Annotated in this window: 24 protein-coding genes and 2 pseudogenes; 23 read left to right on the forward strand and 3 right to left on the reverse strand. The window is 46.1% G+C overall.

Annotation, left to right across the window (positions count from 1 at the left end):
• Positions 1 to 191, reverse strand: a 191-nt coding sequence (locus ACFPPD_RS10090) for an ATP-binding cassette domain-containing protein (protein ID WP_378082086.1), incomplete at its 3' end; no start/stop codon positions are given.
• 131 nt (positions 192 to 322) lie between these two features.
• Between ACFPPD_RS10090 and ACFPPD_RS10095 the strand changes: the two genes are divergently transcribed.
• The 22 genes and pseudogenes from ACFPPD_RS10095 (at position 323) to ACFPPD_RS10200 (ending at position 17,277) form a co-directional block, all read left to right on the forward strand.
• Positions 323 to 628: a PadR family transcriptional regulator gene (locus ACFPPD_RS10095; protein WP_378082140.1), complete on the forward strand. Its 306-nt coding sequence runs from the start codon at positions 323 to 325 to the stop codon at positions 626 to 628.
• Positions 628 to 975, forward strand: coding sequence for a DUF1048 domain-containing protein (locus tag ACFPPD_RS10100; RefSeq protein WP_209748781.1), 348 nt, complete (start codon positions 628 to 630; stop codon positions 973 to 975). Before ACFPPD_RS10095 ends, ACFPPD_RS10100 begins: the two co-directional genes overlap by 1 nt.
• 12 nt (positions 976 to 987) lie before the next feature.
• Positions 988 to 1,338 (forward strand): DUF1048 domain-containing protein, encoded by a 351-nt coding sequence (locus ACFPPD_RS10105; protein ID WP_209748782.1) that lies wholly within the window; start codon positions 988 to 990, stop codon positions 1,336 to 1,338.
• Positions 1,339 to 1,353: 15 nt separating this feature from the next.
• Complete coding sequence (locus tag ACFPPD_RS10110) at positions 1,354 to 2,112, forward strand: ABC transporter ATP-binding protein (RefSeq protein WP_209748783.1); 759 nt, start codon at positions 1,354 to 1,356, stop codon at positions 2,110 to 2,112.
• Positions 2,113 to 2,883 (forward strand): ABC transporter permease, encoded by a 771-nt coding sequence (locus tag ACFPPD_RS10115; RefSeq protein WP_209748784.1) that lies wholly within the window; start codon positions 2,113 to 2,115, stop codon positions 2,881 to 2,883. It begins immediately after the preceding gene.
• Positions 2,884 to 3,025: 142 nt separating this feature from the next.
• Positions 3,026 to 3,585: pseudogene (locus ACFPPD_RS10120) on the forward strand (amino acid permease); the annotation flags it as partial.
• 350 nt (positions 3,586 to 3,935) lie between these two features.
• Complete coding sequence (locus ACFPPD_RS10125) at positions 3,936 to 4,607, forward strand: Crp/Fnr family transcriptional regulator (RefSeq protein WP_209748785.1); 672 nt, start codon at positions 3,936 to 3,938, stop codon at positions 4,605 to 4,607.
• Positions 4,608 to 4,619: 12 nt separating this feature from the next.
• Positions 4,620 to 5,246, forward strand: coding sequence for a peroxiredoxin family protein (locus tag ACFPPD_RS10130; RefSeq protein ID WP_209748786.1), 627 nt, complete (start codon positions 4,620 to 4,622; stop codon positions 5,244 to 5,246).
• A 441-nt stretch (positions 5,247 to 5,687) separates the two neighbouring features.
• A pseudogene (locus ACFPPD_RS10135) lies at positions 5,688 to 5,789 on the forward strand (VOC family protein); the annotation flags it as partial.
• 437 nt (positions 5,790 to 6,226) lie between these two features.
• Positions 6,227 to 7,603, forward strand: coding sequence for an ABC transporter substrate-binding protein (locus ACFPPD_RS10140; protein WP_209748787.1), 1,377 nt, complete (start codon positions 6,227 to 6,229; stop codon positions 7,601 to 7,603).
• Between the two features lie 71 nt (positions 7,604 to 7,674).
• Positions 7,675 to 8,577 carry a carbohydrate ABC transporter permease gene (locus ACFPPD_RS10145; protein WP_209748788.1) on the forward strand — a complete coding sequence of 301 codons (903 nt, stop codon included), beginning with the start codon at positions 7,675 to 7,677 and terminating at the stop codon, positions 8,575 to 8,577.
• The gene (locus ACFPPD_RS10150) at positions 8,574 to 9,410 is read left to right on the forward strand and encodes a carbohydrate ABC transporter permease (RefSeq protein ID WP_209748789.1); all 837 of its coding nucleotides are present in this window, start codon (positions 8,574 to 8,576) and stop codon (positions 9,408 to 9,410) included. Before ACFPPD_RS10145 ends, ACFPPD_RS10150 begins: the two co-directional genes overlap by 4 nt.
• Before the next feature lie 68 nt (positions 9,411 to 9,478).
• The gene (locus ACFPPD_RS10155; RefSeq protein ID WP_209748790.1) at positions 9,479 to 11,239 is read left to right on the forward strand and encodes a sensor histidine kinase; all 1,761 of its coding nucleotides are present in this window, start codon (positions 9,479 to 9,481) and stop codon (positions 11,237 to 11,239) included.
• Positions 11,220 to 11,672, forward strand: a complete 453-nt coding sequence (locus ACFPPD_RS10160) for a response regulator (RefSeq protein WP_209748791.1) — start codon at positions 11,220 to 11,222, stop codon at positions 11,670 to 11,672. The genes ACFPPD_RS10155 and ACFPPD_RS10160 overlap by 20 nt, the downstream gene beginning before the upstream one ends.
• Positions 11,673 to 11,683: 11 nt before the next feature.
• Positions 11,684 to 12,817 (forward strand): helix-turn-helix domain-containing protein, encoded by a 1,134-nt coding sequence (locus tag ACFPPD_RS10165; RefSeq protein WP_209748792.1) that lies wholly within the window; start codon positions 11,684 to 11,686, stop codon positions 12,815 to 12,817.
• Between the two features lie 344 nt (positions 12,818 to 13,161).
• Positions 13,162 to 14,184, forward strand: a complete 1,023-nt coding sequence (locus ACFPPD_RS10170) for a hypothetical protein (protein ID WP_378082094.1) — start codon at positions 13,162 to 13,164, stop codon at positions 14,182 to 14,184.
• A gap of 37 nt (positions 14,185 to 14,221) precedes the next feature.
• A complete protein-coding gene (locus ACFPPD_RS10175; protein ID WP_378082097.1) occupies positions 14,222 to 14,929 on the forward strand; it encodes a hypothetical protein in 708 nt (235 codons plus the stop codon).
• Positions 14,930 to 14,956: 27 nt separating this feature from the next.
• The gene (locus ACFPPD_RS10180) at positions 14,957 to 15,208 is read left to right on the forward strand and encodes a hypothetical protein (RefSeq protein WP_378082098.1); all 252 of its coding nucleotides are present in this window, start codon (positions 14,957 to 14,959) and stop codon (positions 15,206 to 15,208) included.
• Positions 15,209 to 15,413: 205 nt separating this feature from the next.
• A complete protein-coding gene (locus ACFPPD_RS10185; RefSeq protein ID WP_209748793.1) occupies positions 15,414 to 15,602 on the forward strand; it encodes a zinc-binding dehydrogenase in 189 nt (62 codons plus the stop codon).
• Positions 15,580 to 15,780, forward strand: a complete 201-nt coding sequence (locus tag ACFPPD_RS10190; RefSeq protein WP_378082141.1) for a zinc-binding dehydrogenase — start codon at positions 15,580 to 15,582, stop codon at positions 15,778 to 15,780. The genes ACFPPD_RS10185 and ACFPPD_RS10190 overlap by 23 nt, the downstream gene beginning before the upstream one ends.
• 436 nt (positions 15,781 to 16,216) lie before the next feature.
• Positions 16,217 to 16,582: a MarR family winged helix-turn-helix transcriptional regulator gene (locus tag ACFPPD_RS10195; protein ID WP_378082101.1), complete on the forward strand. Its 366-nt coding sequence runs from the start codon at positions 16,217 to 16,219 to the stop codon at positions 16,580 to 16,582.
• A gap of 113 nt (positions 16,583 to 16,695) precedes the next feature.
• Entirely contained in the window at positions 16,696 to 17,277 is a 582-nt protein-coding gene (locus tag ACFPPD_RS10200) for an NAD(P)H-dependent oxidoreductase (protein ID WP_209748796.1), read from the forward strand.
• Positions 17,278 to 17,754: 477 nt separating this feature from the next.
• Here the strand turns inward: ACFPPD_RS10200 and ACFPPD_RS10205 are convergent, their stop codons facing one another.
• Entirely contained in the window at positions 17,755 to 18,318 is a 564-nt protein-coding gene (locus ACFPPD_RS10205) for a PadR family transcriptional regulator (protein WP_209748797.1), read from the reverse strand.
• A gap of 219 nt (positions 18,319 to 18,537) precedes the next feature.
• Here ACFPPD_RS10205 and ACFPPD_RS10210 point away from each other — a divergent pair, with 219 nt between their 5' ends.
• Positions 18,538 to 19,011: a tautomerase family protein gene (locus tag ACFPPD_RS10210; RefSeq protein ID WP_209748798.1), complete on the forward strand. Its 474-nt coding sequence runs from the start codon at positions 18,538 to 18,540 to the stop codon at positions 19,009 to 19,011.
• 140 nt (positions 19,012 to 19,151) lie between these two features.
• On the opposite strand, the gene ACFPPD_RS10215 is transcribed toward ACFPPD_RS10210, so the two are convergent.
• Positions 19,152 to 20,024 (reverse strand): helix-turn-helix domain-containing protein, encoded by an 873-nt coding sequence (locus tag ACFPPD_RS10215; RefSeq protein WP_209748799.1) that lies wholly within the window; start codon positions 20,022 to 20,024, stop codon positions 19,152 to 19,154.
• Between the last annotated feature and the right edge of the window lie 44 nt (positions 20,025 to 20,068).

Here is a 20,068-nt window from a genome sequence, read left to right on the forward strand (position 1 = left end):
GCTTCTCTTACCGTAAACCAGGCATAAGTCGAGTCCTGGTCGGATAAGTAGGAGACAAGCGTGCTGATTCTTCGGTGCGCCTTCTCCCCATTTATGGTGATAGAACCGCCCGTTGGCTGAAGAAGTCCCGCAATGAGCTTTAATAAGGTGGACTTTCCGCTACCGTTATCTCCTACGATTCCGATGATCAAAGGTTACGGTTATATAAGGACCGCAATTGACAAACCAACTACTACGTGTTACTTTATAGCGGTAGTAAGTACTACTGAATATCAGTCATACAGAATAGCAAGGAGTGATTGTGCTGGAAAACCTAACGGAAATGCTCAAAGGGGTGCTTGAGGGCTGTGTCCTTGAAATTATTAGCCGCAAAGAAACCTACGGCTACGAAATCACGCGGCAGCTGAACGCCCTCGGCTTCGCAGATGTTGTAGAGGGAACGGTATACACCATCCTGATCCGGCTTGAAAAAAACAAGTTGGTGGAGATCACCAAGAGGCCCTCCGATATGGGACCGCCGCGAAAGTTTTTCGCGATCAACGACGCGGGGCTTGAGGAGCTGCGGAGGTTCTGGGACAAATGGGAGTTCGTATCATCAAAAATGATCGAGTTAAAGGAGAAAAGCTAATGAATTTTTGGGAAAAAATCACGGGCAGCGACATGACCAAAGAAATGAAAAATTTTGAATCGCGAGCCAAAAAGCTTCCGGCCGATTATCAAGCGGCATGGGAAAAAATTAATGCCAATCTTTGGCCGCACTCGGATTTCACCGGTCGCAACCTTATGCCAATTCTTGACGGCGTGCTCGGCTTGCTCGAAGAAACGGCGGCGGACGGTCAGAGTGTCCAAGAGGTTTTGGGTGACGATATCAAAGGCTTCTGTTCAGCGCTGGCCGGCGAAGAAGGGGCAAAGTCTTTTCGCGACAAGTGGCGCGAGCAACTCAACAAAAATATCGCTAAAAAATTAGGTAAATAGGAGGATAAAATAATGAGAATACAAGATATCATCGAAGGCAAAAAAAAGTGGCGAGCGCACGTGGCGCGTGTCAAAGCGCTTCCGCAAGATTATCAGATTGTTTATAAAGAGATTCAAAAATATCTCTTTAAGGTCGGCCCTGTTGAGCTAACCGAAGGGACGGGTTTGCTCTCGGGGATTATCGATCTTTTTGAAGAGGGCGCGGCCTTGGGGAAAGGCGTGCTCGAAGTGACGGGCATTGACGTAGCGGCTTTCTGCGACGATCTAATCAAAGATTCAAAAACTTACGCTGACATCTATCAAGAATCTGTTGACCAAGAAGTTAACAAGGCCATGAAAAAGGTTACGGATAAAACAAAGTAAAAGGGGGATATCGGGATGGAAAAAGCAATTCAAGTGAAGGGACTGCAAAAGTCCTACAAACAGCTTCATGTTCTCAAGGGCGTCGATTTCGAGGTAGAAAAGGGCAGTATTTTCGCCCTGCTCGGCTCCAACGGGGCGGGCAAGACAACGGTTGTCAAAATCCTCACCACGCTGCTCAAACAAGACGGCGGAACCGCCACCGTAAACGGATTCGATGTTGCGTCAAAACCCGAGAATGTGCGGCAGGCAATCAGTCTGACCGGGCAATTCGCCGCCGTGGACGAAATTTTGACCGGACGGGAAAATCTGATCATGATTGCCAAGCTGCGATACCTCAACAATCCGCGTCAGGTTGCGGACGACTTGCTTAGACGCTTCGGCTTGACAGACGCCGCCGACCGCAGGGCGTCTACTTATTCGGGCGGGATGCGCCGCAGACTCGACATCGCCTTGAGCCTCGTGGGTAATCCGCAGATCATATTCCTCGACGAGCCGACGACTGGGCTTGACCCCGAAGCTCGCATCGAGGTTTGGAAGATTGTTAAGGAGCTTGCCAACGGCGGCACGACGGTACTCCTAACCACGCAGTATTTGGAGGAGGCCGAGCAGCTCGCCGACCGAATTGCCATTCTGCATGAGGGTAGGATTATCGCTAGCGGCACGCTCTCGGATCTGAAAAAGCTGTTCCCGTCCGCAAAGGTGGAGTATGTTGAAAAACAACCGACATTGGAGGAAATATTCCTCTCAATCATCGGCAAAAAGGAGGCAAAGTAAATGGAGACGGCAAAAAACCACTTTTTCACCGATATTAGCGTTATGCTTGGACGTTCCATGCGCCATATTTTCCGCAGTATGGACACCATCATCACGGTCTGCATCACTCCGATTGCGATGATGCTGCTGTTCGTCTATGTGTTAGGCGGTGCCATTCAAACCGGAGCGGATAACTATGTGAATTACCTGTTGCCAGGCATACTGCTTATGGCTATTGCAAGCGGAATAGCCTATACGGCATACCGCCTGTTTATGGATAAGCAGCGGGGCATATTCGAGCGGTTTCACACCATGCCGATTTCACGTTCCGCCTTGCTTTGGGGGCATGTGCTGACCTCACTGGTATCCAACGCCATATCGGTTCTCGTCATCATTCTCGTAGCGTTGGTTATGGGCTTTCGTTCGTCCGCGGGAATACTGCCATGGCTTGCCGTAGCAGGCATACTCGCGTTGTTTACGCTGGCCTTAACTTGGGTCGCGGCGATTGCCGGACTATCTGCCAAAACGATAGAAGGTGCAAGCGCGTTTTCCTATCCACTTATCTTCCTACCGTTTATCAGTTCGGCGTTTGTGCCGACCGAGTCGATGCCGTCGGTCGTTCGCGCCTTTGCCGAAAACCAGCCGGTGACCTCGATCGTGAACGCCATCCGTGCGCTACTGTCAGGTCAGCCGGTGGGCAATGATATATGGATCGCGCTTGCTTGGTGCGTCGGAATTATGCTCGTAGCTTATATCTTTGCGATGCGCGCGTACAAACGGAAAGCAACTTAATGATTGCAGGTATTAAAATGATAGTGGTCAACAAAAACATCAAGTAAAGGGCCCTCCGCCAACGACGACGTTACTTGTTGTCAAAGCGCTCGCTTCACCAGTTTTGCTCGTTGAGATCGAGGCTGTCGCAGCGAAGTGATTCTCGATCATATTGATCATTTCTTTCAAAGGGAAGACGGAACATCTCATCCCGCTTTATGCCGTTGGCGTATTTATCCCATTTACCCTCTCCCAGTCGGGCATGGTTGTTAAATGGTTTCGCGAAAAACCCAAAGGATGGGTCACTAAACTATTTATTAACACGACCGGCGCTATTATCAGCTTTATCGTCTCCATGATGTTCTTCTTAACGAAGTTTGGGCAAGTTTGGCCGATATTGATTTTCTTGCCTTTGATCATTTATCTCTTTCATCGAATAAAGTTTATGTTCCTTTTGAAAGGGAAGACGAGACGGCATTCGAGGAAAAATGGCACAACTGGCAGCCTGACGTTCGACTTGTGACGTTACATTCTCCTTATAGAAACATTATTCAACCGTTGTCTAAGTTCATTGACACCGTTCAACGCAAGGCAGCGGAATACAATTACGCGGTCACCGTTGTTATCCCGCAATTCATTCCCAAAAAGGGTTGGCATAATATACTGCACAATCAATCCAGTCTTCTGATTCGAGCACACTTACTCCATCGAAGATTAGAATAAGCTAATGTAAAAGGAGGCGCGCTTGAATAGATCGGACTTCATATCCTGTTGTTCTCGATAGTAGATCGGATTGCTGTTCAGCTGCTTCAACGCTGAGCAGAGCAGTTGGCTATGAATGCCGAATTCAGGGAATTGCTGAATGAGCCAATTGACAGAGTGAGGTTCTGTTGTTGTTCTGAGAAAATAAAGTATTAGACTGAAAAATAAAGTATTAGATTGTGAAAATAAAGTTGTAGACTGGGGGCGAGCATTAAGCTAGCATTACGGTGGAGAAACGAGTGAATCATGAGGAAATATTCGGAAAAATTCAGCCTCCAAAGAAAACGAAATTTTAAGGATGGGAACAGAGCATGACTTCATTCGTCACGGATATGCGGTTGCTGGAAGTTTTCCCGTGTTTGAGGGATGTTTGCCCCGAGGATTGGGCTGAAGCGCAGCCGGATGTACGGACATTCTCTTCCAAATCGCGTATCTTTCAGCAGGAGGAAGCAACGTCCTATGGCATGTTATTGCTGAGAGGTAGCGCTCGCATCAGCCAAATAGGGAAGGATGGGAGCGAGCGGATTGTCAATAAACTTTACCCTGGCGAAATTTGTGCTCTCCTTGTGCTAAGCGGACTGAGCGGACGAGACTACCCAGCCGTCATCGAGGCTGAGACGGAGGTCGAGGCGCTTTTTGTATCCAAACTCAGCTTCCTCCGCTGGGTGCAAGAATATGAGTCGATCCGTAGAACCGTTTTCGGTACCCTGCTCGATGGAATTATGCATATGGGCGAGCAGATTCAAGCGAGGCAGACTAAACCGCTGGATATGCGGCTGGCTGAAGCATTGCTGAGTTCCACGTCGGAGCTGCAGCCGCTGCTCCGAATTACCCATTACGGGCTTGCCTCCGAGATTGGCACCGCCCGTGAAGTCGTGAGCCGTACGCTACAGCGATTTCAGCGGCAGGGGTGGGTGGAGACAGGACGAGGTTGGATACGAATCACCCGCCGCGCCGAATTGTTGGAGATGTTTGGTGACTAGGTTACAGAAGCGGTGCTGTTCTTCTGGTATATTGGATCAGTAAATCATTTTCCCAAGTCCAGGAGGTATCCACCGATGACTCACCAGCTTCAGCAGGGCATGATTGCCCCAGCATTCCGAACCGTCGACCAGTGCGGCAATCCCATATCGCTTGATAGTTATCGCGGCCGCAAAGTGCTGCTCGCCTTTATGCGTTTCTCCGCTTGCGCTCTTTGCAATTTGCGGGTGCATCATTTTATCGACCGATATCCGGATTGGCAACGACAAGGTATGGACGTCATTGCCGTCTTCGAATCGCCGGAGGCGAATATGCGGACTTACGTCGGAGCTCAGAACGCTCCGTTTCCGCTCGTCGCCGACCCGAAGGCGCACTTGTACGATTTGTACGAAGTCGAGATGTCCGAAGAGAAAGTACGTATGACAATGGCCGATGCGAACACGAAAACGTTCGCCGAAGAAGCGGTTGCTGCCGGCTTTGCCCTGACTCCGGAGGAAGGCTCAAACTTCAATCGAATACCTGCCGAATTTTTGATTGATGAGAGCGGTATCGTACGACTGGCGCATTATAGCCGCATTCTTACCGACCATCTCCCGTTTGCGGCGATCGACAGCTTTGCTGCAGGCGAAAAACGACCATGACAAAAAAGACAGTTGTTGTCTGGTGATAAAAATGTGTGGAACCAGAAAAGAATGTGTGGAACCAGATAAAAAGGTGTGGAACTAGTTAAAGTTGTGTGGAACCGGCTGGCGTGAGGTACGGCGGGTTGAGAAGTTATAACGGTATTTTTAAAGACGTAAATATAAGTGGAAAAAATACTACTAATTCCCACGAATAATCGGCTAATTGAAAACTAAAGGGAAAAAATGCATTTAATTCTTCCGAAACGCCTCCATTTGGCTTTGAGAAGGAAAATAAGTGTACTTTTTCCCTTTAGAAAGTCAGGATTTCGAAATACGGCTTATTTAAGTGCATGATTTCCCTCTATATGCTGGTTGAGAAGTTATAACGGTATTTTAAAAGCCGTCAATATAATGTAATCGAATAGCTAAAAATTTGATGAGAGACAGGAGTTAGATACGATGATAAAAGGTTTTGGAGGAATATTTTGGAGAAATAAGAATCTTGAAGTTATAAAAAAATGGTACAGTGAAGTATTAAAGATTGAAATAGAAAATTGGAATGACATGAGTTAAGTTGAGTTTTCATTAGGCTTGGGCATCGATTATCATCATTAATAAGTAGTTTGACGGAAAATACACCGACCGTGCAAAGCAATGGTCGGTGTATTTATTTTTATGTTTAACGAGGAGCCGATAACATATTTATGGGGAATTTTGCTCGGAAAAATGTAAGCATATTACATATTGATGTACAACCATTTCCCATGCAAGAACAAGTATTAAAAATCAATCGTATGGATAAACCGATACATGTATAATTCCTAGGCTGCCCGATTATGTGGATACTTGCGGCGGTCAGTAGTCGATTATACGGAGCTAAATTTTGTATGACAGTAATGAAATTGCATGTTTTCGTAAAGCGCTTTCATGGGATTCGACATTATTCGCAATTATAATTAAGACTGTAAGCGATTTAATACAAACGGGAGGTCAACTAAATGATAAAAGTAAACAAGGCACTGGGGTCTGCCCTAATCGTCACCTCCATGCTGACGTTGGCGGCGTGCGGCGGAAACAATGAGAACGCATCTTCATCGAACGGCGCGACAACGCAACCCTCTACAACGGCTGCTAACGGCGAGACGGCACCTGCGAGCGCTTCTGCGCCGGCTGAAAAGATTAAAATCACGATGTGGTCTCAGTTCGCCGATCCTAATTCCGCAGACGGTGGACAAATCGGATTCTACAAAGCGCTTGAGGCAACGAAAAAGCAATTTCCGAATGTTGAAATCGAGCATGCTGGTTATGCGAACGATTCCTACAAAACAAAAATCAAAGCGGCTTCGGCTGCTAATGAACTACCGGATATCTTCTTCGCATGGGGCGGTGGATTTTCCCAGCCCTTCGTAGAAGGAGATCGGATTCTTGCGATCGACGAATTGGCGAAAGCAGATGGCACACTCGATCGGATCGTTGGCGGTACGACCGAAAACTTTACTTATAACGGTAAGCTGTACGGGTTGCCAACAAATATCGCAACAGCACAGCTTTACGTAAATAAGGAATTGTTCGAGCAAGCTGGTGCCAAGTTGCCGGAAACATGGGATGATCTAATGGCAGCAGTCGCGGCGCTCGAAGCCAAAGGCATTCAACCGATCGCACTAGGCGCAAAAGACAGATGGCCAGCTATGTTCTGGAATGCGATTCTTAATCTTAGAATGGGCGGGGCAGAAGCATCCAGCGCAGCTCTGAAGAAAACAGGCTCCTTTGATACACCTGAGTTCGTTGAAGCCGCAAAGAAGTATAAAGAGTTGATCGATGCCAAAGCGTTCGGCGAGCGCTTCAATGGTACTTCTTATGATGATTCAGTCAATATGTTCTTGACAGGCAAAGCCGCTATGCTATTCATGGGCGCTTGGGTTAATGGACAAATCGAGGGGGCCGATTCGCTCGTCAAGGGTAAAGTCGTTCCAATTAAGTTCCCGACTATTCCAGGCGGCAAAGGCAATGCGGACGAGTGGTTCGGAGGTTCGGGCGAAACTTTCTTGATTAACAAGAATGTAGAAAACGTAGAAGCCGTATGGTCGGTTTACAAGTTCTTTATGGAGACGATGGCGCGCGAAGTATTCATCGCAGGTTCTGGCTCCTCGGCTTGGAAGGGCGATCTTGGCGATACTTCTAACGTGAACCCACTCGCACTGCAAATTGGTCAATTGTCTTCCACGGCAACCGGCTTCACTTATTGGTGGGATCAGTTATTGGCCGGCAATGATGCGGAGTCTATGTTCGGTGCACTAATGAATTTTATCTCGGGTAAGATTGAACCAGAAGCCTACACCAAGGAATTGCAAGAGAAAATCAATTCAGGGAAATAATATCCTTTGTAGAAAATACAAACTGGCGGCGGACTTAAACGCCGCCGGTTTTCAATTAGGAGTGGAGAAGTATGCATCAAGTATTCGGAGATAAGAGAGCGATTGCCGTTTTCGTCCTTCCCGCTCTGATCTTGTTCACGTTGGTAGGTTTCGTTCCAATCCTGCAGTCTACTTATTACAGCTTGCTCGATTGGGATGGGATTCAACCAGCGAAATTCGCGGGGATAGACGCTTATAAAGATCTTTTCATCACGGATAATTACGGATTGGGTTTCAATCGGTCCATCCTTAACACGCTTTTATTAGCGGTTCTCTCCGTATTTCTGCAGTTGCCTATCGCACTTGCGTTGGCCTTGATCCTCGCAAAGGGGGTTAAAGGCGAGAAGGTTTATCGTACCCTGTATTTCTTACCTGTGCTCGTCTCGTCTGCGGTTACAGGGGTTATGTTCTTAAAAATTTATAATCCTAACTACGGTGTGCTGAATCGGGTGCTCGAGAATATAGGATTAACAGCCTGGACACACGATTGGTTAGCGGATAGTAAGACGTCGTTGCTCAGTGTTTTGATTCCTGTCGTATGGCAATATATCGGCTATCATATGCTACTGTTATATGCAGCCATTAAAGGTATTCCCGATGATCTTTACGAAGCCGCGAAACTCGATGGGGCATCGGAAACAAGAACTGCCTTTTCGATAACGATCCCGCTTATTAAGCCGATGATGAAGGTTTGCGTTATCTTTGCAGTCATCGGATCTTTAAAGTTTTTCGATATGGTCTATATTATGATGGGTGGAAATCCAACTCCGGAAACTAGCGTCCCAAGTACGCTGATGTATACATCGATTTTCACGCGCAACATGTACGGCTATGGCAGTGCCATGGCAGTATTTATGGTCCTCGAGTGTCTCGTGTTTTATTTGGCGCTTCAAAAGCTGATCCGAACGCATGATGAGAAGGAGTCGGGCGTATGACTGCATCGAAGAACCGCATAATACACATTATTCTGCAAGTGGCACTAATTGCTTTCGCGATCGTGCAGTTTTATCCGCTCGTTTGGTTGGGTCTAACGTCATTTAAGAGTAATATGGAAATTACAGGATCAAACATCATCGGATTGCCTGCCAAGTGGTTGTGGTCGAATTATGACTATTCTATCTTCAAGATGCATATCGGACGTAATTTTGCGAACAGTTTGTTCTATACTTTAGCAACAGTCATCGCCTCCACCGTTCTATCGGCAATGGTCTCATTCGCGATTGTACGCATGAAGTGGAAGTTCAGTAAGCCCGTACTCACCTATTTTATGCTTGGGATGATGATACCCGTGCATGCCACGTTACTCCCGGTATTTCTTTTGCTAAAGCAAACGAGTTTGCTGGATTCGCCATGGGCCCTTATTATTCCATATACCGTTAATGCATTACCGGGTACGATTTTTATCCTGGTCGGCTTCTTCAGTGCCATCCCTCGCGAATTAGAGGAATCGAGCATTGTCGACGGCTGCAATATTTATCAGGTATTTTATAGTATTATGCTACCACTAATAAAACCCGCAATCGTGACAACGGCAATTTTTACTTTCCTGTCCGCTTGGAACGAGCTTATGTTCGCAGTCACCTTCATCAATGATCCGAAGCTTTCAACGATTACCGTAGCGATTAATTCGCTACAGGGTATCTATTCCTCGCCTCATGGCGCAATAGCCGCCGGTATGGTTGTGGCAACGCTCCCGACGATAGTTGTGTACTTGCTGATGAGCAAACATGTTCAAAAAGGTCTTCTCGCTGGGGCAGTCAAAGGTTAAGAATGATATGACCGCGCAGTTTGCAACGCTGTGCGGTCATATCCAATAGGTCGGAGCAGGAGGGACATATGAAGTTTACGCGCATCCGTTCTCTGATCAACGCCTATTATCTCGTTCTACTGCTCGTATCCATGTTGGTAAGTAGTCTCTTGTATCAAAGGATCAACGTTAAATTCACCGAAGAGAAGATCAGCGAAGTCTCGATGCAAACCCTGAACGCCATTCATGCCGGTGTTGAGTCGCTTACAGACAGCGCAAATAACTATTCTCAAATGATTGCTGCTAATAACACGGTTCAAGCGGTGCTAAGTAATCCCCTGCAGGAAGATATCGCGATTTCGACAGGATTGCTGAAAACCGCCTTGTATGATTTCATGCTAGCAGAACCCTCTATTTCATCGATCCACTTATTCGATAATTATGGAAATAATTATGATATTAGTCATAGGCCAGCTATGATACTTCAAGTTTCCAGAATCGAATCTACAGAATGGTATCAGGAGGTCGTGGACAAGCATGGAAAAGCGATATGGCGTAAAAATGCCGGAGGCATATATAAGTTAGGTACGAATGACACGGATTTCATTTCTTTGATCCGTGTCATTAATGATTTGAATAACTCGCGTCAAATCGGAATCATTGTAATTAATATTCCCGTCTCGGAGCTGAAGAAAAGCTACGAGCGTTCGGTGAACGCTGATAAACCGGATCTGATGATCGAATCTGAACATGAGACGCTAATCGGATTTGAACGTCCAAGTCTAACGGGGTTCAATGACTCCGATGATATCTCAATCCCACCGGTCGGAAGCGTTTATAAGACAGTAGGAGGACAACGATATTTGTTCTCCATTTTTGCATCTCCCGTGAACGGATGGAAGCTTACGAGCGCTCAGCCGCTAGGCGAGTGGGCCAGTCCTTATAAGCAATTCAATCTCGTACTTTTCCTGATTATGCTTTTTAATTTCTTATTCCTATTTATTGGCTCAGTATGGATCTCTCGCGTCATTACCATGCCGATTCTACATTTGCTTCGCTCAATGAAAAAGGTTGAGTTCGGAGAATTCAATCCGGTTCAATTCGAAGCCTTTACGGACGAGTTGAAGCAACTGCGCGACCGCTACAACAATATGATCGCCACGACTGAACAAGCGCTAATTCGAGAAAAAGAGGAGCAGGCTACAATTCGAAGGCTGGAGCTAGATATCCTTCAGCAGCAGATCAAGCCGCACTTTCTGTATAACACACTGGAGTCTGCGGGCTATCTTGCGCTTTCCGGAAGTAACCGGGATGCCTATTCCCTTATTACAGCGCTCGCGAGTTACTATCGCCGCAGTCTTAGTAAAGGAAGCGAAGTTATCACCTTGAAACAAGAAATCGAGATCGCACGTAACTACCTCAAGATTCAAGGAATCCGATATCCGAATATTTTTAATGATGAGTACGTCGTGGATAAAGAAGCTGAGGACATACTTATACCTAAGCTGTCGCTACAACCTTTGGTGGAAAATGCATTGTATCACGGCATAAGGCAGCTAGGTCAATGCGGCGTCATCAAAATTCTAGCCAATATAGACGGTAGGCGGTTGAAGGTGACGGTTGCTGACGATGGAGTCGGCATGGATAGCAAGACACTCGAGAAGCTGACATCCGGACAGACAGACGGTGGCGAAGCTAGTTTCGGCCTTCAAGGAACGCTCCGCAGGTTACAATTGTATTACGGAAAGGGTATGAGCTATACGATCGAAAGCGCACCGGGGAAGGGGACAATAATTTCTTTATTTATTCCGCTGTGGGAGGGAAGAGCGAATGGCCGTTCAAACGATTAAAGCGATCGTTGTAGACGATGAGGATAACGCTAGGAATCTCGTGCCGATTATCGTGGATTGGCATTCGCTTGGATACGAATTTGTAGGTGAGGCAACAAGCGGGAGCGAAGCGCTCGAGTTAATCGAGGCTGTTCGTCCGGATGTTGTTTTCACGGATATTAATATGCCGTTTATGGACGGTCTTGAGCTGAGCCGTCTGATCAAGATCAGGCATCCGCTCGTTAAAATAGTGATAATAACAGCGCATCCCGAATTCGAATATGCGAAGAAAAGTCTGCAAATCGGCGTTCAATCGTTTATCCTGAAGCCTCTGGAAGCCGAAGAAGTGGAGAGAGTTGCGCTGGAAATTAAGCAGAATCTCCATGAAGAGGCAACCCGGTGGAATGAGTATCAGCAGCTGCAGGAGCAACTGAAGGAAAATGCTGTGCATTAAAGGAAAAGTTTTTGAACGAGCTGCTATCCGGATTACTCGAGCCAGGTCAACTGGAGCAACGCTACGAGTATTATTTTCCTGAACAAAGCGGTCGTCAGTTTACGGTCATGGTGATGGAACCTGAGTCCCCTACCGGCACTGACGAAGAGCATAGGCTTTTGCTTGCGATGAGATGCAAAAGGTTTATTGACTTTGCACTGGAAGGCGAAAATGGGATCGAGATCTTCCATGATAATAGCCAGCGGATAGTTCTACTCTGCCGAGAGGGCGGGAAGGATCTCTCGGGGCTCTGCGAGCAGATTGCGCAATCGATAAGGGACAAGCTGAACTGCGGACTTGCGATCGGCGTAGGCAGTACGTACGTTGGACACGAGCGAATCAAGCAAACCTACAAGGAAAGCCTAGAGGCTTTGAGATATGGCAAGCTGAAGGGGAGCGGCATCGTCTTTTTCAACGACGATATTCGCTTTGAGGACCAATCGTTGGATATAAGAATGTCCGGAATCGAGGAAGCCGTATTTTTTATTAAGACGGGCATAGCAGATAAAGCCATTCAAGCCATCGATAAGCTGTTTCTGGAACTTTCGGCGGCCAAAGGAATTTCTGTCGAGCGGGCAAGACTTGTTGCAGTCCAATTCATTTCTGCGCTCTTAAATGCGTTAGATGAGATGGGCATTGGATCGGAGAATAATCAACGGCCTTTCGGTATTTTGCCTTACAAGCGGATCTTCGAACTAGACGGACTTCAAGCGATGAAAAGCTCGGTCATAGAAATTGCGGAGGATGCTATCGCTAGAATCAACAACGCAAGAAGCAGAAGAACGAATCGAATCATGGAGGAAGTGAAGGCATTGATCCATGAGGAAATAAATCAGCCTGAGCTGTCCTTGGCTTCCGTATCGCGAAGGTTTCATATGAATCCCAGCTACTTCAGCAGAGTGTTTAAGCAAGATGCGGGGGTTAGCTTCTCAGACTATTTGTTTAAGATTCGAATGGAGAAAGCGATGAAGCTGCTAAACGAAACGGATTCTAAGGCGTATCAGATCGCAGAACAGATCGGTATCAAGGATCCGTTCTACTTCAGTCACTGTTTTAAGAAATTTACGGGAATGTCTATTCAGGAATATAAGAAGAGCATGTCTTGAACCAACGAGAGGCGATTTTCGGACGAACGGATAACGAGCGGATTCAATTAAACGAAGACTCCGTTTGATACGGCGGCCCTCGAGATCGGAACAAGCCTGCAAAACGGCGCACAAGTCGTTCAATGGACGGATACAGGCGCGCTTGACCAGCAGTGGCAGTTAGTGCAAGTCAATTAGGCTGCGCCTTTATTGTCCTCGATTGCGGAATTGATTTGTTAGAAGTAATAATATTATATCTTTTCGTAAAGCGGTTTCATTCTCATCCTTGCTGGACCTTCTATAATGAACTCATCAAGGCGATTAGACGTTGGGAAATACATCGAGATGAAAGAGGTTGTTATACGATGGAATATCATGTGACAAAAAACGGTTCTGATCATGGACAAGGCACGCAACAAGATCCGTTCCTAACCATTAATAAAGCAGCCTCAGTTGCTGTGGCCGGAGATACGGTTATCGTTCATGAGGGCGTATATCGTGAATGGGTGAATCCCAAATATAAAGGACTAAGCGAAAAAAGACGAATTACTTATCAAGCTGCCGAGGGTGAAAAGGTTGTCATTAAAGGGTCGGAGCAGATCCTTAATTGGCACCTAGTCGGTAATAATATTTGGAAAGCGGAGTTACCGAATACGGTATTCCGCGACTTTAATCCTTATAAAGAAGAAGTGTTCGGCGATTGGCTCGTCACCGTTGAGGAGAAGAAGCATTTAGGGGACGTCTATCTAAATGGCATGTCTTTTTACGAGGTCACTTCCTATGATCAACTTGTTGATCTAATGGTTAGCACGGAAGTAAAAGACCTCTGGACGAATGAAATCGTCCCTCTTCATCACTCGGAACGGACTAAGTATGTATGGTTTGCAGAAGTTAACAATGACCAGACAACTCTATACGCCAATTTCCAAGGAGCGGATCCGAATCAAGAATTCGTTGAGATCAACGTACGCGGATCTTGTTTCTATCCGACGGAGACAGGAATTGATTATATTACCGTAAGAGGCTTTGAGATGGCACACGCGGCAACGCCATGGGCACCGCCGACCTCGGATCAGCCAGGTCTAATCGGCCCGAATTGGAGCAAAGGCTGGATTATCGAGAACAACATTATCCACGATGCCAAATGCAGCGCGATCAGCATCGGCAAAGAAGCCTCCACGGGGAATAACTACCGTTCAATCCGAAAAGACAAGCCCGGATACCAGTACCAATTGGAATCCGTCTTTACCGCTGAGCGAAAAGGTTGGAACAAGGAAACGATCGGATCGCATATCATCAGGAACAATACGATCTATGATTGCGGTCAGAACGCGATTGTTGGACACTTGGGCTGTATTTTTAGCGAAGTGCATCATAACCACATTTAGCAAAAATCTATTGTATCGTAATCACCGGGATTTATTTGTGGAGGTAAGCCATGGTCCCTGCATCGTTGACCATAATATATTGACTTCGGATTATGCGCTGGAGAACGTAGCCCAAGGGGGGGCGTACGTCAACAATCTTATCGGCGGTAAAATGATACACAGAAAAGTTTTAAACCGTTCCACGCAGTATCATCTTCCTCATAGCACGAAAATTGCCGGTTTTTCGCTTACTTACGGCGGAGATGATCGGTTTTACAACAATATTTTTATCGGTAAAGAAGGACTTGAAGGCGTCGGAACGTACCATTTCAACAACTATACGACGTCCTTAACGGAATACATTGATACGGTCCATAAACTGCACGGCGACGTTGAAGAATTCGAGCTCGTAGAGCAGCCCGTCTATATTAATAACAATGCCTACTTTCATGGAGCGCAGCCATTCGAAAGAGAGAATGATAAGTTGGTCGAGAACGGCTTTGCCCCTAATCTGACGATTATCGATCAAGGGGAAGAAGGGTATCTTTCCATCGAATTGCCCGAGGACTTCGAGAATTTTGGTGGTGCAGTTCATTCTACGGCGACATTGCCGCGGGTCAGAATCGTCGATGCGGAGTTCGAAAATCCGGATGGAAGCGATGTATTCTTGGATACCGATTTTTTGGATCAACCAAGGGCTCTGCAAAGTACATTGGGACCGTTCGCGCTTTTGAAGAAAGGCAAGAACTATATTAAGCTTTGGTAACCCTTGCGCAAGAGCTATAAACGGCTCATGAATTTAGAAGTTGAGATGAAAAAATCTGACTCAATCAGACAAGGGGCGCATTATTGGAAGCGCTTCAAGAGACAGTGGCCGCTTCATCTGTTCGTAGGGATGGGAATGCTGTTTCTGCTTATCTTTGCTTACACGCCGATGTTCGGGATTATCATGGCTTTCAAAAATTATAAAATTGTGGACGGAATTCATGGGATCTTTACGAGCGAATGGGTGGGGTTCAAGCAGCTCAAGCACCCCGATAAATGATGGACGCCGCTGCTTTATCCACGAAAGCGCTCTTTACCGGGCTGCGGCTTGCAGCCGTGTCGACGATCGGGATGGCGACGATCGTAGCCTTTATCAATGCCGGAGGCTTGGGCAGCCTTTTGTTCGATGGACTTCGTACGATGAATGTGGACAAAACCCGGAAATGTATTATACGGCGTATGCGTCGTTATTCGAGTGTCTCCGATTGGTCGCAGGAGAAACGCTGCCGATCCGAGGAGGAACCAGTTCTGTAGGGCTGGCCGCTTTGCAGCTTGCCAAAGCCGCAGGTGCGACCGTCATTTCGACGACAAGGGATAGCCGTAAAATCGAGTCGGTCAGGCAGGCGGGTGCTGATTATGCGTTGCTCGATAATGTCGGGGATATTGGGAAATGAATGGGAGATCATTGAGAAGCATAAAATCAAGCCGCCGATTGCCAATGTGTTCACGCTGGATCAAATCCGTGAAGCACATCGGTTGATGGAAAGTAACGCTGCAAGCGGGAAAATGGTTGTGGTCAATCCAAGATGGGTTTTAATATCCAGACATGAAGCCCGCTCGTTACAGAATTAAAAGAGCCCCACCATGGCGGATCATGATGGGGTAAAAGCTAAGGGGAGTTTGCAATACTTCTTAGTAGAACTTAGATCCAGCCGCAAGGATGATTACCAATAGAATGAAAAGAACAAGTACAAATGCAGCAGCTTGCATTCCACCATAAACAGCGCTCACAAAAATCACCACCGCTTTGATATTGTGATCTATTTATCACACGGTTAGTTTATGTACGGATAAATATACGGTCAGTACTTTCGCATAGACCAATCAATAATCCGCATATGTCCTCCTCGATTGAGATTCGTTCAGTCCGTTTCCATGTTTGCAAATGAAACATCGGGCTTGAATCCAGCAGCACGCTTGAAACAAATAGATATCTATGTATAATAGACGTATGGTCAAAAATAACGCAGCTTCAATGATCGGCAAGATTAAAGAGGCGGTCAATAAGATGATCGTATCTGAACTTGAAAAGAATGGAATTAAAGGCATAGTTCCTTCTCACGGGGATATTCTGGTGTTCCTTTATCAAAAAAACAGGTTCTCCGTCAAGGAACTTTCCGAGAAAATCCATCGCACGCAACCGACCGTCACGGTGCTTGTGAACAAGCTGGAGAAGTTGGGCTATGTGGAAAAAATTAAAGACAAGGAGGACAATAGGATCACATGGATTAAACTGGCCGATAAGGGCATTCAATTGCAACCGGTTTTTCAGAGCATCTCCGAGAAACTGAACGATGCCATTTACGGTGGTTTAACCGACACGCAGAAAGAGCAGCTTGAACTGATGTTAGAGAATGTATACCGCAGATTCTAAATTTTTTTTCGTCAAATAAATAGATGTCTATGTAATATCCGGCCGCATGCTAATTCCTGATTGGGGAAAGATAGCAAAACCAACTACATCGAAAAAAGAAAAGAGGATTTGAAATGGAACATCTGATCGTCTATGCTCACCCGAACCCTGACAGCTTCAACCATGCCATTCTCGAAACTACCGTTCGCACATTAAAGCAAAAGGGGCACGAAGTCGTCGTTCGCGATTTGTACAAGATCGATTTTCAGCCGGTACTGAAACCGCAGGATACGGCCGCCATGAAAGCGGGACAAACTCCGGAGGACATCAAAACCGAACAGGATCATATCGCCCAAGCGGATGCGATTACCTTTATATATCCGATATGGTGGACGGGGATGCCTGCAATTCTTAAAGGATACGTTGACCGAGTATTTTCATATGGGTTTGCTTATGCCTATGGTGAACAAGGAATCGATAAACTGCTGAAGGGGAAAAAAGGACTGATCATCAATACGCACGGAACGCCAAAAGATATTTACGATCAAATCGGCATGACGGCAGGACTTAAAATCACTTCGGATACCGGAATTTTCGATTTTACCGGAATTGAGCCCGTGGAACATTTGCTTTTTGGAAGTGTACCCAGTGCGGGTGAAGCGGCGCTTAAGGATATTTTGAAGCAGGTTGAAGCAAAGGTTGCTTCCGTTTTCTAGGTTCAGCATTTTTGAAGGGTAAAAAGGGCGGCATGGGATACTAATTCCCATGCCGCCTTTTACCATATTTATCGGTATTTGTATTATCCGGAACCAATTGATCAAAAATGTCCTGGTAATGATTGAGTTTTTTTGATCATATATTGGGCTCTTATTTTTGCTTCCTCTAATTCGGCAAAGGTGTCGGTTCAACCATTCAAATACCGGTGCTCTCCACCAACGGTACTCGAAGCGAGCAAGGCGTGGGTGAAAGTCGACGGCGGCAAGGTCGTCGGCAATCAGATCACCGTAGACGTCAACCATTTTACGAAATATGCGGTATTCGCCGTAAACCGAGACTGAGACAGTAGGCGCTAGGGCGCAGAAAGCAATCGCGCAAGCGGTTGAATTCCATAAAGAAAGTCCCGATGAAGTAACTCTCATCGGGACTTTTCTTTCTTGAGGGAATTAACGGCGCCATAAGTATTGACTTCAGTATTACTGTTCATTTTTAAGTGTTTGAATACTGTTTTCGCACCAGTTGATTAAACTGCTGAAGTGATTTTTCCCATATTGAACCGTAATCATCCAATATTTAAAGTTGTTATCCCTCGTCTCTAAATTCAAAAGCCACTTTTCGAGTTCTTCAAAAACCCTCAAACTTTCCTCTGATTTTCGTCGATGCTCTTCGATATGCAAGATGATCGTCTCCGGCGAAGAATTACTGCCGAAAAATACTCTCAATAGCAATTCGTTTTTTTTGAGCGACACGATTTGCTCCATCGGTTGAGCAAGCCAATTGGATAATGTCTGTCTCCCCTGGTCGGTGATGCTGTAGAGCTTTTTATCGGGCTTCCCTTTTTGACGAATGATTTTGACCTCAATATCGTTTCGATCCAGTAGTTCAGCCAGACTAGGGTAGATTTGTCCATAATTCTCATTCCAAAAATAACTTGTGCTCTGCTCCATGTGTTGTTTTATATCGTAACCGGTATGAGGGCCGAGAGTCAGTATGCCTAACACAGCAAACATCGTGTTTGTTTTCCCTTGCTGTTTTGCCATTTCCATTCTCCTTCCAGTTGGTGCAAACTGAGTTGGATTTATTATATCTCAATGAGGTGATTTTCACATCTTCTTTATATATTATTAAAATATATATTAAAATAATAATTTTAATTGACAAGGGTTATGAGTGGGTATAAATTTACCTTATCAAACTAATTCATGCGTGAATCGAAAATCATTTGATGAGATAGACACGCTAAAAAGGGAGAGTTCAAAATGACCATGATTAATGTTAATTATCCCGTAGGCCGTATTTCCGAGAAGCAGCGCAGTCTGTTGGCCGAAGCTTTAACCGATGCCGTACTTGTTCCTGAAGTCGGGCAATACTGCCCGCCTGCAAGGGAAGGATTCCAAGTTCATTTCACCGAACGTCCGGCCGATTGCATGGCGATCGGAGGGAAATTGTTATCGGAGCAGCCAGAACGCGATGTAATTGCAATTAATGTTTTGGTTATGGATGGAGATTGGCCGAATGAGGTCCGCAAAGAGGTGATTGAAAATATTTTGGGGAGTCTCGCCAAAATACTTGAGGTGCCAGAACCATCTCCGTCTTGGTGGGTAAGCTTCCAGGTCATCGATGAGGGAAGCTGGGGTTCTCGTGGAGGCGTACTCTCCGTTTTGGACTTGTTGGATTCAGGGGTTTTCACCGAGGAGAAGAAGAAGGCGATTCGGAATAATTTCTCACGGTAACCGATACAGTTAGCGACTTATCCGCTGAATCGACCTACTTCATCATCGTTGAATGACAAAATCGCCCTCCGCTTGGCCAACAGGCCAGGTTGAGGGCGATTTTTACATGACAATTCGATGAGCTTTTGGAACGAATATCGTTAACGATATAAATGATTCATATAGCAACTGGGCGATTCCCCTAATACCTTCTTGAAAACCCTGGAAAAATAAAACGGATTTTGAAATCCGAGCCTTTCGCTAATTTCCGAGATATTCAATGACGTTGTGCGTAATAGATGCAAAGCTTTATTCATTCTCAGCCGAGTATGCGCTTCAATGATCGTTTGCCCGGTTATTTTGGAGAAGGTTGCGGAGAGATGGCTGTAATTCAAATTCATGTATTCGCTCAGTCCTTTAGCATCAAATTCCTCTTCGGCATGCCGGATCAAATATGTCATGATACGTCCTATATGGGCTTCGGCTTTTCCCGACTTTGCCGCCTTCTCCCGGTTGACCGCCGACTGATGGAGGCCCAAAAAGAACTGGTAGACTTGCAGGCTGATTTCCGTCATCCGGTGCGCTCTTTGTATACGGCTGCTTTCGGTCATAGATTGTAAACGTTGTTCGGTAGTTCGATGAAGAGCAGCCGCGCCGAATTTAGGCAACTGAAGCGCGTACTGATAATGATCTGAGAAATAGTATTCCAGCTCGGGGCCAATGGACAACTGCCTTTTATATTCGATTCGCTCATCGACGATCGTCGTAAAATGGATCCAATACCAGGTCGTTCCGGGAAGGGTCTCGGGTCGGCCCCAATGATGAAGCCTCTTCTTCAGAAATAAATGTTCATTCGCCCCAACAAAATATTCGATGCCCTCCTCGATAACCTGCATGCCGCCTTCGGCGACGAACAGGAAGACATCATAATCCAGCACTCGATCCGGGTGCGAATACCAGTCATCCGTTCGATTGCAGCCTATATCCCGGACGAGAGGGAACCTGTCCGCCGTCAAATAAATATCCCGTTTCATCTTAGCAATCGCTCCAATCAAAAGTCCAAAAAAAGTATATATAA

The organism is Cohnella suwonensis (assembly GCF_042655365.1).
Taxonomy (GTDB): Bacteria; Bacillota; Bacilli; order Paenibacillales; family Paenibacillaceae; genus Cohnella; species Cohnella suwonensis.

Bases quoted from the DNA above. Each gene is read 5' to 3' on its own strand.
- ACFPPD_RS10155 (WP_209748790.1), top strand. From the start codon at position 9,479: ATGAAGTTTACGCGCATCCGTTCTCTGATCAACGCCTATTATCTCGTT.
- ACFPPD_RS10195 (WP_378082101.1), top strand. From the start codon at position 16,217: ATGATCGTATCTGAACTTGAAAAGAATGGAATTAAAGGCATAGTTCCT.
- ACFPPD_RS10200 (WP_209748796.1), top strand. From the start codon at position 16,696: ATGGAACATCTGATCGTCTATGCTCACCCGAACCCTGACAGCTTCAAC.
- ACFPPD_RS10170 (WP_378082094.1), top strand. From the start codon at position 13,162: ATGGAATATCATGTGACAAAAAACGGTTCTGATCATGGACAAGGCACG.
- ACFPPD_RS10140 (WP_209748787.1), top strand. From the start codon at position 6,227: ATGATAAAAGTAAACAAGGCACTGGGGTCTGCCCTAATCGTCACCTCC.
- ACFPPD_RS10100 (WP_209748781.1), top strand. From the start codon at position 628: ATGAATTTTTGGGAAAAAATCACGGGCAGCGACATGACCAAAGAAATG.
- ACFPPD_RS10115 (WP_209748784.1), top strand. From the start codon at position 2,113: ATGGAGACGGCAAAAAACCACTTTTTCACCGATATTAGCGTTATGCTT.
- ACFPPD_RS10205 (WP_209748797.1), bottom strand. From the start codon at position 18,318: ATGGCAAAACAGCAAGGGAAAACAAACACGATGTTTGCTGTGTTAGGC.
- ACFPPD_RS10180 (WP_378082098.1), top strand. From the start codon at position 14,957: ATGAATTTAGAAGTTGAGATGAAAAAATCTGACTCAATCAGACAAGGG.
- ACFPPD_RS10110 (WP_209748783.1), top strand. From the start codon at position 1,354: ATGGAAAAAGCAATTCAAGTGAAGGGACTGCAAAAGTCCTACAAACAG.
- ACFPPD_RS10105 (WP_209748782.1), top strand. From the start codon at position 988: ATGAGAATACAAGATATCATCGAAGGCAAAAAAAAGTGGCGAGCGCAC.
- ACFPPD_RS10215 (WP_209748799.1), bottom strand. From the start codon at position 20,024: ATGAAACGGGATATTTATTTGACGGCGGACAGGTTCCCTCTCGTCCGG.
- ACFPPD_RS10125 (WP_209748785.1), top strand. From the start codon at position 3,936: ATGACTTCATTCGTCACGGATATGCGGTTGCTGGAAGTTTTCCCGTGT.
- ACFPPD_RS10210 (WP_209748798.1), top strand. From the start codon at position 18,538: ATGACCATGATTAATGTTAATTATCCCGTAGGCCGTATTTCCGAGAAG.
- ACFPPD_RS10190 (WP_378082141.1), top strand. From the start codon at position 15,580: ATGTCGGGGATATTGGGAAATGAATGGGAGATCATTGAGAAGCATAAA.
- ACFPPD_RS10095 (WP_378082140.1), top strand. From the start codon at position 323: ATGCTCAAAGGGGTGCTTGAGGGCTGTGTCCTTGAAATTATTAGCCGC.
- ACFPPD_RS10150 (WP_209748789.1), top strand. From the start codon at position 8,574: ATGACTGCATCGAAGAACCGCATAATACACATTATTCTGCAAGTGGCA.
- ACFPPD_RS10160 (WP_209748791.1), top strand. From the start codon at position 11,220: ATGGCCGTTCAAACGATTAAAGCGATCGTTGTAGACGATGAGGATAAC.
- ACFPPD_RS10145 (WP_209748788.1), top strand. From the start codon at position 7,675: ATGCATCAAGTATTCGGAGATAAGAGAGCGATTGCCGTTTTCGTCCTT.